This is a genomic window from Kocuria rosea (assembly GCF_006094695.1).
Lineage (GTDB): Bacteria > Actinomycetota > Actinomycetes > Actinomycetales > Micrococcaceae > Kocuria > Kocuria rosea.
Genome location: NZ_CP035103.1, coordinates 1309928 through 1322256 on the forward strand (window position 1 = coordinate 1309928; position 12329 = coordinate 1322256).

The window sequence follows — 12329 nt, forward strand, 5'->3', positions numbered from 1 at the left end:
CACAATGGGAGCCGTGAACCGTCCAGACCCCGTCCCGGCCGCCCCGTCCGGATCCGCCCTCCCCCCTCCGCCCCGCTGCGAGCGCAGCGCCGTGGTCGACCTCGCCGCCGTCCGCGCCAACGTGCGCCGGCTCCGTGACCTCGCCGCCCCCGCCCGGCTCATGGCCGTGGTCAAGGCCGACGCCTACGGCCACGGTGCGGTGCCCGTGGCCCGGGCGGCCCTCGAGGCCGGCGCCCACGCCCTGGGCGTCGCCCACGTCGGCGAGGCCCTCGCCCTGCGCGCCGCGGGGATCGGGGCGCCCGTGCTCGCGTGGCTGCACACCGTCGACACCGACTTCCGGGCGGCGCTCGCCGCCGACGTCGAGCTGGGCGTCAGCGGCTGGGAGCTCGCCCCGATCGCCGCGGCCGCCCGCGCGCTCGGGACCACCGCCCGGATCCACCTCAAGATCGACACCGGCCTGGGCCGCAACGGCGCGCCGGAGGCCCTCTGGCCCGAGCTCGTGCGGGCCGCCGCGCAGGCCGAGACCGAGGGGCTCGTGCGGGTGGTCGGCGTCTTCACCCACCTCGCCGTCGCCGACGAGCCGTCCCGGCCCGAGACCCGGGAGCAGCTCGAGCGCTTCCGCGCGGCCGTGGCCACGGCGCGGGCCGCCGGGCTCCGGCCCGGGCTGCGGCACGCGGCGAACTCGCCCGGTCTCCTCTCCGCCGCCGGGCTCGAGCGCCCCGGGGACATGCTCCTGGACATGGTCCGGGTGGGGGTGTCCCTCTACGGGCTCTCCCCGTTCGCGGACCGCACCCCGGAGCAGCTCGGTCTCGTGCCCGCCATGACGCTGCGGAGCACGGTCAGCGCGGTCAAGGAGGTGCCGGCGGGCCAGGGCGTCTCCTACGGGCTGAGCTACGTCACCGACCGCCCCACCACCCTGGCGCTCGTCCCGCTCGGCTACGCGGACGGCGTCCCGCGCTCCGGCACCGGCGGACCCGTGCGGATCCAGGGCCGCACCTACCCGGAGGTCGGCCGGGTCGCGATGGACCAGATCGTGGTCGACCTCGGCGCGCCGGGACGCTCCGCCCCCGAGCACGGGCTGCTCGGGGCGGAGGCCGTGCTGTTCGGGGCGGGGGAGAACCCCTCGGCGAGCGCGTGGGCGGACGCCGCCGGCACCATCAACTACGAGATCGTCACCCGCGTCTCGCCCCGCGTGCCCCGGGTGCACCTGCACGCCGCGGAGGGCCCGGCGGGCGCGGCGGAGGAGCAGGCATGAGCGAGTGGACCCGGACCGTGACCGTGGACGGGCCCGGGCGCACCCAGGCCCTGGCCGAGCGTCTGGGCGCCCAGCTGCGCGCCGGGGACCTGCTGGTCCTCACCGGCGAGCTCGGCGCGGGCAAGACCACGTTCACCCAGGGGCTGGGCCGGGGCCTGGGGGTGCGCGCGGGGATCATCTCGCCCACGTTCGTGCTGGTCCGCCGGCACCCCAACGTCCCGGACGGTCCCCGGCCCGGCGGCCCGGACCTGGTGCACGTCGACGCCTACCGGCTGGGCTCCGCGGCGGAGGTCGACGACATCGACCTGGAGGACACGGCCGACACCGCCGTCACCGTGGTCGAGTGGGGGGCCGGGAAGGTCGAGCACCTGGCCGACTCCCGCCTCGAGATCGTGCTGGAGCGCGCCGTGGGTACCGACCCCCTCGTCCCCGGCGCGGCCGGGGACGAGGACCCGGACGAGGACGACGAGCCCCGCCGCATCACCCTCACGGGGATCGGCCCGCGCTGGGCGGACGGGCCCCCGCGGCTCGACTGAGCCGGGAGGCGCCCCCGGGGGCGGGCACTACACTGGTCGGGTGCTCCTCCTGTGCCTGGACTCCTCCGCCGTCGCCTCCGCCGCCCTCGTCACCGGTGCGGGCGAGGTCCTCGCCTCCTACGCGAGCCCGGACACCCGCTCCCACGCCGAGGTCCTGGCCCCCGCGGTCCGCGACCTGCTGGCCGGCCGCGGCGTCACCGGCGCCGACCTCGACGGGGTCCTCGTCGGCACCGGCCCCGGGCCCTTCACCGGCCTGCGCGCGGGGATCGCGACGGCGCGGGCGCTCGCCTTCGCGTGGGACGTGCCGCTGCACGGTCTCATGAGCCTCGAGGCCCTCGCCCAGGACGCGGCCGGCCCCGCCCGGGCGGCCGGGCACGAGGAGTTCCTCGTGCTCACCGACGCCCGGCGCCGGGAGGTCTACTGGGCCCGCTTCGCCGCGGCCGAGGACGGCCCGCGGCGCACCGGGGGCCCCGGCGTGGCCGCCGCCGAGCAGCTCCCGGAGCTGCCCGCCTACGGCCGCGGGGCGGGGATCTACGCGGACCGGCTGGCCCGGCCCGTGCCGGAGTTCGCCGCGGCCCAGCCCACGGCGTCGTCCCTGGGCCTCGCCGCCGCGCGCCGCACCGCCCGCGGGGAGGCGCTGTCCCCGGACACGACCCCCCTGTACCTGCGCGAGTCCGACGCGAAGGTCCCCGGCCCCCGGAAGCGGGCGGGCGCGTGAGCCCCGCCCCCGGCTCCTGGACGCTGCGCCGGATGGTCCCCGCGGACGTCGCGGCGGTGCACGCGCTCGAGCGGCGGCTCTTCCCGGTCGACGCCTGGCCGCTCGAGATGTTCTTCGCGGAGCTCGCCCAGCCCGTGTGCTGGTACTGGGTCGCCGAGCAGGACGGCGTGATCGTCGGCTACGCGGGGCTCATGTGCCTCCGCCCCGTGGGCGACGTGCAGACCATCGCGGTGGTCCCCGAGCACGAGGGCCGCGGGATCGGCTCCGCCCTGCTGCGCGCCCTGCACGCGCAGGCTCGGGAGCTCGGGGCCACCGAGGTGCTGCTCGAGGTCCGCGCCGACAACCCGCGCGCCCAGCAGCTCTACCGCCGCTTCGGCTACGAACAGATCCACACCCGCCCCCGCTACTACCGGGACGGCGCCGACGCGCTGATCATGCGCCTCGACCTCACCGGAACCGACACCCCGGCCGCCACCGACACCCCGGCCGCCCCGACGGAGGAGACCCCATGACCGACGGACCCCTCGTGCTGGGCATCGAGTCCTCGTGCGACGAGACCGGCGTGGGCATCGTCCGGGGACGCACCCTGCTCGCCAACGTGGTGTCCTCCTCGATGGACGAGCACGTGCGCTTCGGCGGCGTGATCCCCGAGATCGCCTCCCGCGCCCACCTCGACGCGATCGTCCCCGCCCTGCGCGAGGCCCTGGACCGGGCGGGCGTGGGCCTGGCGGACCTCGACGCGCTCGCGGTGACCTCCGGACCCGGCCTGGCCGGGGCCCTGATGGTGGGCACGGCCGCCGCGAAGGCCCTCGCCGTGGCCACGGGCAAGCCCCTCTACGCGATCAACCACCTCGTGGCGCACGTCAGCGTGGGCCTGCTCGAGGACTCCGGGGTCGAAGGCTTCCAGGGCGACTTCGACGACGGGCTGCCGCCCGGCCTCGGGGCGCTGCTGGTCTCCGGGGGGCACACCGAGATCCTCGCCGTCGAGGACCTCTCCCGGGACGTGCGCCTGCTCGGGGCCACGATCGACGACGCGGCCGGTGAGGCCTACGACAAGGTGGCCCGCGTCCTGGGCCTCGACTACCCCGGCGGCCCGGCCATCGACGCCGCCGCCCGGGACGGGGACCCCACCGCCTTCCGCCTGCCCCGCGGGCTGAGCGCGGGCAAGTACATGGGCTCCGCCGAGCGGCCCGGCCCGCACCGCTACGACTTCTCCTTCTCCGGGCTCAAGACCGCCGTGGCCCGGGTCGTCGAGGGCTACGAGGCGCGGGGCGAGCCGGTGCCGGTCGCCGACGTCGCGGCGTCCTTCCAGGAGTCGGTGGCCGACGTGGTCACCCGCAAGGCCGTGCTCGCGTGCACCGAGCAGGGGCTCGGGACGCTGCTGCTCGGCGGGGGAGTGGCCGCGAACTCCCGGCTGCGCGAGCTCACCGCCGAGCGCTGCGCCGCGCACGGGATCGAACTGGTGATCCCCCGGCTGCCGCTGTGCACGGACAACGGGGCGATGGTCGCCGCGCTGGCCGCCCGGGTCGTGGCCGAGGGCCGTGCGCCCTCCGGGCTGGACTTCGCCGCTGACTCCTCGCTGCCGGTCACCACCGTCTCCGTCTGAGCCGGCCGGGGCCGCTCACGGCACGGGGGTGACCAGGGTGCCGTCGGCCAGCCAGCTGCGGAGGTTGCGCAGGGCGAGCTCGGCCATCTCCCGCCGGGTCTCCACGGTCGCGCTGCCCACGTGCGGCAGGAGCACCACCGTGTCGAGCTCGCGCAGGGCGGCCGGCACCCGGGGCTCGTCGGCGAAGACGTCCAGGCCGGCCCCGCCGAGCCGGCCCTCCTGCAGCGCCGCCACCAGGGCCCGCTCGTCGACGACCGAGCCGCGGGCGACGTTGACGAGGAACCCGTCCGGGCCGAGGGCGTCCAGCACCTCCGCGCCGACCGTCCCGGCGGAGTCCGGGCCGCCGGGGACGGCGACCACGAGCACGTCGACGGCGGCCGCCAGCTCCGCCGCGGACCCGTGGTAGGCGTACCCGCTGCCGGTGGCCGGGCGCCGGTTGTGGTAGTGGATCTCGCAGCCCAGCGCCTCCAGCCGGACGGCGACCGCCCGGCCGATCCTGCCGAGGCCCAGCACGCCCACCCGCCGTCCGGAGGCGTGCCGGCCCAGCGGGAAGTTCCCCGTGCTCTCCCACTGCCCGCGCCGGACGTAGCGGTCCGCCGCGGAGAAGCGGCGCAGCACGTCCAGGTAGAGGGCCAGCGCGGTGTCCGCCACGGCGTCGGTCAGGACGTCGGGGGTGTTGCTCATCACGATGCCGCGCGCGGCGGCCCCGGCGGCGTCCGTGCCGTCGTAGCCCACGCCGAAGTGGACGACGGCCTCGAGCCGGGGCAGCCGCCGCATCAGGTCCGCGCCCACGCCGGTGCGCCCGGAGCCGACCGCCACCCTGACGTCGCCGGCGTGCCGCTCGAGGAAGCGGTCCTGCTCGGCGGGGTCCTCGGGCAGGCGCAGGGCGGAGAACTCGGCGGCCAGCGCCTCCTCCAGCAGGGGGTGCAGGGCGCCGAGCTGCAGCACCCCGTGGTCCTGCGGGGCGTGGCGGGCGGAGGGGTCCGGGCCGGTGCCGGTCGTGTTCGTCATGCCTGCAACCTAGGGACGAACAGGTCCCCGCGTCCAGCGGGGCGTGCCGGGCGGGCGGGTCAGTCGTTCTCCCGGGTGCGGCGGACGATGTCGAGGGCGACGGCGTGCAGGTCCCCGTCGTGGGCCCGGGCGACCGCGCGCTGGCGCTGGTAGCCGGCGCCCTGCTCCAGGATCCGCTCCACGTCGGCGAGCTCCCGGGAGCAGCCCAGCTGCGCGGCCACGGGCTCCAGCCGGTCGAGCAGCGCGGTCAGGTCCGTGCGCAGGTCCCGCTCGACGTTGCGCGGATCGGTGATGACCTCGGCGTCGAGGCCGTAGCGGGCGGCGCGCCACTTGTTCTCCTGGATGTGCCAGGGCTTCAGGCGGGCGGGGGGCCGGCCCGCCTCCACGTCCCGGGAGATGGACTCCGCGAGGCACTGGGTGAGCGCCGTGAGCGCCCCGACCTCCCACAGGGTCGAGAGCCCGTCGCAGAAGCGCACCTCGTCGGTGCCCAGCCGGGGCACGGGGCGCACGTCCCAGCGGGCCTCGCTCATCTCCTCGATGATGCCGGTGGCGATCATGTCCGTGATGCACTGCTCGTACGCGTCCCAGGACGGGAAGTGGTACGGCAGCCCCGCCGTGGACAGCTGCTGGAAGATCATGGAGCGCTGGGACGCATAGCCGGTGTCCTCGCCCGCCCAGAAGGGCGAGTTCGCGGACAGCGCCAGCAGGTGCGGGTAGTAGGTCAGCAGCCCGTCGAGCACGGGCAGCGCCTTCGCCCGGGAGTCGAGGCCCACGTGCACGTGCACCCCGTAGATGACCATCTGCCGGCCCCAGTACTGGGTGCGGTCCACGAGCTTGTGGTAGCGCTGCTTGTCGGTGACCTGCTGGTCCTGCCAGCGGGCGAACGGGTGGGTGCCGGCGGCGAAGACCTCGAGGCCCTGCGGGTCGGTGACCTTGCGGATCTCGTCCAGCATGGTGGACAGCTGCTCGGTGGAGTGGGCGACGTCCCGGCACACCCCGGTGACCAGCTCGACGGTGTTGAGCAGGAACTCCCCGGTCAGGTGCGGGTGGTCGCCGTCCGTGCCCCAGGCGGGGTGGGCGTCCAGGACGGCCTCGAACGTCTCCCGGCCCCGGGGGACGAGATCCCCGGTGGTGCCGTCCACGAGGGCGATCTCCCACTCGACGCCCAGCGTCGACTGGTGGGAGCGGGCGAACGAGATCTCCACGCGGCAGGTCCTCCGTGCTCTGGGGCGGGCCGGTCGGCCCGCGGAGCCATCAGTCTACGGTTTCCACGACGATCACGACGCGCTGCTCCGCGGGGCCCGCGCCGCCCCGCCCCGGGCCCTCCGGGCCGGGGCCCGGAGCCGTCCGGGTGACCACGAGCGTGGCCCGTCCGGGGCCCTTCGGCGCGAGCCGGCGGCGCAGCTCCTCCGGGGTGACGTCCGTGCCGCGCTTCTTGATCTCGAGCGTGCCGACCTCGTGCTCCCGGACCCACCGCTTGAGCACCTTGACGGTGTGCGGCAGCACCTCCCGCACGCGGTACGCCCGGGCCAGCGGGGTGCGCACGAGCTCGTCGGAGGTGAGGTAGGCGATCCGGGGGTGGATCAGCCGCGCGCCCAGCTGCCGGGCGAGGTCCGTGACGAGCCCCGCCCGGATCACCGCGCCGTCCGGTTCGTAGAGGTACGCGCCCACGGGGCCGACCACGGCGTCGGCGTGGGCGGGGTCGTGGTCCTCGGGGCTGGTGAGCTCCGCGGACCCGTGCTCGGAGAGCACGAGCGCCGCCCGCCGCACGCCGGGGCGGGCCACCGCGTTGAACCACAGCACGGCCTCGACCACGTCGCCCCGGTCGGAGACCCACTGCGCCTCGCACCCGCCGGGGACCGCCTCGTGCGGGATGCCCGGCCCCAGCTTCACCCCGACGGGCAGTCCGCGCCCGGCCAGCGCCTCGACGAAGGACAGGGGCGGGGAGAACGCCTCGGGGTCGAAGATCCGGCGGGTGCCCGACGACGACGTGGTGCGCCGGGCCGGGTCCAGCCACACCCCGTCCGGCGGTCCGCCGGGCAGGGCGGCGAGGTCCAGCCGCTCGACGTCGGCCTGCAGCACCGTGGCCTCGGGGAAGGGGAGGAGGTTGAGCGTGGCCACCGCGGCCGTGGTCTCGTCGAGCTCCACGGCGGTGACCCGGCGGTCCAGGGAGGCCAGCGCGAGCGCGTCCGCGCCGATGCCGCAGCCGAGGTCGGCCACGTGCACCAGGTCCGCGTCGGCGAAGCGCCGGGCGTGCAGGGCGGCCACCCGCAGCCGGGTGGCCTGCTCGAGGCCGGCCCGGGTGAAGAGCATGCGGTCGGCGAAGTCGCCGAACTTCTCCCGCGCCCTGGCGCGGAGCCGGGCCTGGGTGAGCACCGCGGAGACGAGCCGGGGATCGTGCCCCGCGGCGCGCAGGCGGGTCGCGGCCCCCAGGGCGTCGTCGGCGTCGTAGGGGCCCACGGCCTCCAGCAGGCGACTCCCCTCGGCGGTGAGCAGGGGTGCGATGTCGGTCGCCTCGTTCTGCATCGGTCCACCCTATCCGCCCCCGCCCGTCCGGGCGGGCACCGGTCAGTAGAACGCGGCGAGACGGCCCCGGGGGCCGTCGATGACGGTCACCGGGGTCTCGAAGACCCGGGTGAGGACCGCGCCGTCCATGATCTCGTGCGGCTCGCCGAACTCGGCGACCCGGCCGTCCTTGACGGCGCAGATCCGGTCCGCGTAGTGGCTGGCGAAGTTGATGTCGTGGAGCACGATGACGATGGTGCGCCCCATCTCGTCGCAGGCCCGCCGCAGGTGCTGCATCATCGACACGGCGTGCCGCATGTCGAGGTTGTTGAGGGGCTCGTCCAGCAGCACGTGGTCGGTCTCCTGGGCGAGGACCATGGCGACGTACGCGCGCTGGCGCTGGCCGCCCGACAGCTGGTCGAGATAGCGGTGCTCCAGCGGCGCCAGGCCGAGGAAGTCGATGTACCTGCCGATGATCTCGTCGTCCACGGCGGTGAGCCGGCCGCGACTGTGGGGGAAGCGGCCGAAGCCCACCAGCTGCCGCACGGTGAGCCGGGTGATGTAGTGGTTCTCCTGGCGCAGGACGGAGACGATCCGGGCGAGGTCCTTGGACCGGGTCCGGGCCACGTCGTAGCCGGCGATGTCGATGCTGCCGTCGTCGAGGCCGAGCAGGCGTCCGATCATCGTCAGCAGCGTGGACTTGCCCGCCCCGTTGGGGCCGACCAGGGCGGTCATGCCGGCCGACGGGATCTCGAGGTCGACGGGTCCGACCGTGACCTCACCGCCGTAGTCCTTGCGCACGTTGGTCAGGGTGATCACAGCCGGCCCTTTCGGAGGATGACGTAGAGGAAGACGGAGCCGCCGACGAGCTCGATGATGATCGAGACGACGCCCTGGGCGTAGAAGACGTGGTTGAGGACGAAGTAGGCGCCCGTCAGGACGAGGAACCCGGTGAGGACCGCCACGGGGAAGAGGTGGCGGTGGTCGTACGTGTCGGCGAACTGGTAGGCGAGCGTCGCCACCAGGAAGCCGAGGAACGTCATGGGGCCCACCAGGGCGGTGGAGACGGCCATCAGGACGGAGACGAGGAAGAGGGTGCCCATGATCTCGGCGCGGTGCCGCAGGCCGAGGTTCAGGCTCACGTCCCGTCCGAGGGCGACCACGTTCAGGCGCGAGGACCTCAGCCACAGGGCGCCGCCGGCCAGCAGGCACAGCGGGACGGCCACCGGCAGGTAGTCCGCCTGGGCGTTCGTCACGGAGCCGAACAGCCGGGCGGAGAGCACGTCGAACTCGCTGGGGGACAGCAGACGCTGCATGAAGGTCGAGACGGAGCCGAGGCCCCCGCCGATGATGATGCCCACGAGCAGCATCACCTGCAGGTTCCCGTACCGGCCGGAGAGCAGCCAGCCGTAGAGCGCGAGGGAGAGCGCGACCATGAGGGCCACCTGCAGCAGGAACTGCGGCACGCCCTGCAGGACGAGGATCCCCGCGGCGCCCAGGAAGTACACCGTGGACGTCTGGATCGCCACGTAGAGGGACTCGAAGCCCATGATCGAGGGGGTGATGATCCGGTTGTTCGTGGCCGTCTGGAAGCTCACGGTCGCGATCGCCTGGCAGAAGGCCACGACCGCCATGATGACCACGCTCGTCACCCGGCGGTCCGCGATCCGCCAGAAGCCGTCCGAGCCGACCGGCATCGGGTTGTCCCAGGCCAGCAGGCCGAAGGCGAAGCCCGCGGAGGCGAGGGCCAGCACGGCGACGACCGTCCAGTACCGCCGCCGGGCCCGCGGGGTGGGGAAGGCCCCGGCGCGGCCCCGTGCGGCGGGGGCCGCCGGCGCCGCGGCCGGTGCGGGTGCGGGAGTGCTGAGCACGGCCTCAGACACGACGACGCTGCCTCAGGAGCAGGCAGACGAAAACCACGGCGCCGACGATCCCGAGGATCACGGACACGGGGATCTCGAACGGCATGATGATGATCCTTCCGATGAGGTCGCACAGCGTCACGATGGCGATGCCGAGCAGGCACACCCACGGCAGGTTGCTGCGCAGGTCGTCGCCGCGGACCATCGAGACGATGTTCGGCACGATGAGGCCCAGGAAGGGCAAGTTGCCGACGACGACGGTGACGACGCCGGTGGCCACCGCGATCAGCCCGGTCCCGAGCAGGACGGTGCGGTGGTAGTTCAGCCCGACATTGGTGGCGACGTCCTCGCCGAGCCCGGCGACGGTGAGCCGGTCCGCCACGAGGAACACCGCGATCCCGACCAGGAGCACGATCCACAGCACCTCGTACTGACCGCGCAGCACCGAGGTGAAGCTGCCGGCGAACCAGACGCCGAGGTTCTGCAGCATGTCCGTCTGCAGCGCCAGGAACGTCGAGACGGACCCGACCACCGCGCCCAGCATGATGCCGACGATGGGCACGATGAGGGAGGAGCGCAGGGAGACGCGGCGCAGGAAGAGGAAGAAGACCATGGTCCCGATGAAGGCCGCGGTCACGGCGCCGAGCATCCGGGTGAGGACCGTGGCGGTGGGCATCAGGAGCACGACGAGCAGCAGCCCGAGCCCCGCCCACTCGGTGGTGCCCGTGGTGGTGGGCTCCACGAAGCGGTTCTGCGTGAGCAGCTGCATCACCAGGCCGGACATGGACATGGCGGCGCCGGCCAGGACCAGGGCGATGGTGCGGGGGATCCGCGTGATCGCGAACATCTCGTCGCCGTCCTCGGCGCCGAAGACGTCGTAGACCCCCGTGAGGAGGGACGCGGCCAGCAGCGCGAGGACGCCGAGCGCACCGAGCAGCAGCTTCCAGTCGAACAGCGAGCCCTTGCTCGCCGCGGGGGGTCTCGACACGATCGTCGACATGGGGTCAGTCCTTCCTCCGGCCTCGTGCCCGGCGGACGGCGGTGGTGGGGCGGACCCCGCCACCGCCGTCCGGACGATGGGTCAGTCCTGCGCGCCCATGGCGTCGGCCAGGGTGTCGAAGAACTCGGTGTAGGTCTGGATGCCCTCGTTGGTGTAGGTGTCCCGGGGCATGTAGACGACCTGGCCCTCCTGCACCGCGGTGACGTTCTGCAGGGCCGCGGCGTTCTCGATGACCTCCTGCGCCGGGGTGTACTCCGGGTCCTCGGCGGAGATCGCGGCGTCGCGGTCCAGCACGAGGATCCAGTCGGGGTTCGAGTCGGCGATCGCCTCCACGGAGATGTCGTCGCCCTGGTGGTCGTCGCTGGCGCCCTCGACCTCGAGGGCCGGTGCGAAGTCGAAGATCTCGAACAGCGGGCCCAGGGTGCGTCCGTTGCCCGGGGCGATGAAGCCGATCTCGCCGCCGGAGACGGTGACGGCCATGACCGTGTCGCCGGGCCGGTAGCCGTCGACGACGCGCTGCATCGCCGCGTCGAAGTCGCCGTTGATCTGCTCGGCCTCGTCCTCGCGGTCGAAGACCTGGCCCAGGACGGAGGTCTGCCGCTTCAGCTCCTCGTCGAAGGGCTCGTCCTCCCGCGGGTCGAGCTCGACGATGGTGGCCTCCGGCACCAGGTCGGCGAAGTCCTCGCGGTAGTCGGCGAAGCGCTGGCCGTTGACGATGAGGTCGGGGTCCGCGGCGACGACGGCCTCGAGGTCGGGCTCGCGGTGGTTGCCGAGGTCGACGACGGACTCGTCGTCGGCGTAGGCGATGGTGTCCGGCATGAGGGCGCGCGGGGCCGCCGCCAGTTCGACGCCCCACTCGGCGAGCGTCTCGAAGGTGCGGTTGTCGGTGGCGACGACGGACGCCGGCGGGGCCTCGACCGTCTGCGTGCCGTGGTTGTCCTCGACCTCGACCGTGGCGGCGGAGGGGGCGGACGACTCCGCGGAGGCGGCCTCGTCGCCCTGGGCCGTGCCGCAGGCGGTGAGGGCGAGGACACCGGCGACGGCCAGGAGGGCAGCCGGGTGCTGGGTGCGGTTCATGGTCTTCCTTCGTGCAGAGGACGCCGGCGTGCTCCGGGGTGGAGGACGCCGGCGGGATCCGATGGGCGCGACGGACCTGCGCACGGATGCGCCGGGACGTCGAGGAGGGCACCGCTGCTCGGCCGAGGTAAGGGTTGCCTTACCGCTCAACCTAGAGGGTCGGGCGGGCGTGAGGCAAATCATTGGCGAATACGGGCGTGACCTAATTCCCGCCGGACGTTCCCGCGGGGGTCGGCGCGCTGGCACTCGCCTTGACCGACTGCCAGCCCGCTCCTACAGTTGGCCTTGGCACTCTCCGGGTGAGGGTGCTAAGGGCCAGGCGATCGACCGGCACCGCGACGACGGTCGGTGCGCCGATCGGCCCGAAGCTCGACGGCGGGCTCCGCCCGCGGTCGCCCACCGTTTTCCACCCCTACAGACAAGGAGAGATCGTGTCGGTCTCCATCAAGCCTCTCGAGGATCGCATCGTCGTCCAGCCGCTCGCCGCTGAGCAGACCACCGCGTCCGGTCTCGTCATCCCGGACACCGCCAAGGAGAAGCCCCAGGAGGGCAAGGTCCTGGCGGTCGGCCCCGGTCGTGTCGACGACTCCGGCAACCGCATCCCGGTCGACGTCCAGGAGGGCGACGTCGTGATCTTCTCGAAGTACGGCGGCACCGAGGTCAAGTACAACGGCGAGGAGTACCTGGTCCTCCCGGCCCGCGACGTGCTCGCCGTCGTCGTCAAGTAGACCGGGCCGCACCGACCCGGCGCAGACCGCG

13 protein-coding genes are annotated in these 12329 nt (G+C 74.1%); 6 read left to right on the forward strand and 7 right to left on the reverse strand.

The features are described from left to right. Positions 1-4: 4 nt before the first annotated feature. Genes alr through tsaD form a run of 5 tightly spaced genes read left to right on the forward strand, consistent with a single transcriptional unit; the run spans position 5 to position 4115 of the window. Positions 5-1255 (forward strand): alanine racemase, encoded by a 1251-nt coding sequence (gene alr / locus EQG70_RS06055; RefSeq protein ID WP_081615756.1) that lies wholly within the window; start codon positions 5-7, stop codon positions 1253-1255. Further along, positions 1252-1791, forward strand: coding sequence for a tRNA (adenosine(37)-N6)-threonylcarbamoyltransferase complex ATPase subunit type 1 TsaE (tsaE, locus tag EQG70_RS06060; protein WP_017833346.1), 540 nt, complete (start codon positions 1252-1254; stop codon positions 1789-1791). The genes alr and tsaE overlap by 4 nt, the downstream gene beginning before the upstream one ends. 40 nt (positions 1792-1831) lie before the next feature. Then, a complete protein-coding gene (tsaB, locus tag EQG70_RS06065; RefSeq protein ID WP_109268106.1) occupies positions 1832-2509 on the forward strand; it encodes a tRNA (adenosine(37)-N6)-threonylcarbamoyltransferase complex dimerization subunit type 1 TsaB in 678 nt (225 codons plus the stop codon). 32 nt (positions 2510-2541) lie between these two features. Then, on the forward strand, positions 2542-3021 hold the full coding sequence (gene rimI / locus EQG70_RS06070; RefSeq protein WP_109268253.1) for a ribosomal protein S18-alanine N-acetyltransferase: 480 nt from the start codon (positions 2542-2544) through the stop codon (positions 3019-3021). Further along, positions 3018-4115 carry a tRNA (adenosine(37)-N6)-threonylcarbamoyltransferase complex transferase subunit TsaD gene (gene tsaD, locus EQG70_RS06075; RefSeq protein ID WP_109268105.1) on the forward strand — a complete coding sequence of 366 codons (1098 nt, stop codon included), beginning with the start codon at positions 3018-3020 and terminating at the stop codon, positions 4113-4115. Before rimI ends, tsaD begins: the two co-directional genes overlap by 4 nt. Before the next feature lie 15 nt (positions 4116-4130). On the opposite strand, the gene EQG70_RS06080 is transcribed toward tsaD, so the two are convergent. From EQG70_RS06080 to EQG70_RS06110, 7 genes are all read right to left on the reverse strand, one after another. Next, positions 4131-5126 (reverse strand): 2-hydroxyacid dehydrogenase, encoded by a 996-nt coding sequence (locus EQG70_RS06080; protein ID WP_109268104.1) that lies wholly within the window; start codon positions 5124-5126, stop codon positions 4131-4133. Between the two features lie 59 nt (positions 5127-5185). After that, complete coding sequence (locus EQG70_RS06085) at positions 5186-6331, reverse strand: glutamate--cysteine ligase (RefSeq protein WP_035924797.1); 1146 nt, start codon at positions 6329-6331, stop codon at positions 5186-5188. Between the two features lie 49 nt (positions 6332-6380). Beyond that, on the reverse strand, positions 6381-7652 hold the full coding sequence (locus EQG70_RS06090) for a THUMP-like domain-containing protein (RefSeq protein WP_109268103.1): 1272 nt from the start codon (positions 7650-7652) through the stop codon (positions 6381-6383). A 42-nt stretch (positions 7653-7694) separates the two neighbouring features. Beyond that, a complete protein-coding gene (locus tag EQG70_RS06095; RefSeq protein ID WP_017834521.1) occupies positions 7695-8450 on the reverse strand; it encodes an iron ABC transporter ATP-binding protein in 756 nt (251 codons plus the stop codon). Then, entirely contained in the window at positions 8447-9514 is a 1068-nt protein-coding gene (locus EQG70_RS06100; RefSeq protein WP_017834522.1) for an iron chelate uptake ABC transporter family permease subunit, read from the reverse strand. The genes EQG70_RS06095 and EQG70_RS06100 overlap by 4 nt, the downstream gene beginning before the upstream one ends. Continuing rightward, positions 9507-10493, reverse strand: a complete 987-nt coding sequence (locus EQG70_RS06105; protein WP_109268102.1) for an ABC transporter permease — start codon at positions 10491-10493, stop codon at positions 9507-9509. Before EQG70_RS06105 ends, EQG70_RS06100 begins: the two co-directional genes overlap by 8 nt. Positions 10494-10574: 81 nt before the next feature. After that, the gene (locus EQG70_RS06110) at positions 10575-11570 is read right to left on the reverse strand and encodes a siderophore ABC transporter substrate-binding protein (RefSeq protein ID WP_035924788.1); all 996 of its coding nucleotides are present in this window, start codon (positions 11568-11570) and stop codon (positions 10575-10577) included. Between the two features lie 431 nt (positions 11571-12001). Here EQG70_RS06110 and groES point away from each other — a divergent pair, with 431 nt between their 5' ends. Next, positions 12002-12298, forward strand: coding sequence for a co-chaperone GroES (gene groES / locus EQG70_RS06115; RefSeq protein ID WP_017834525.1), 297 nt, complete (start codon positions 12002-12004; stop codon positions 12296-12298). The last annotated feature ends 31 nt before the right edge of the window (positions 12299-12329 follow it).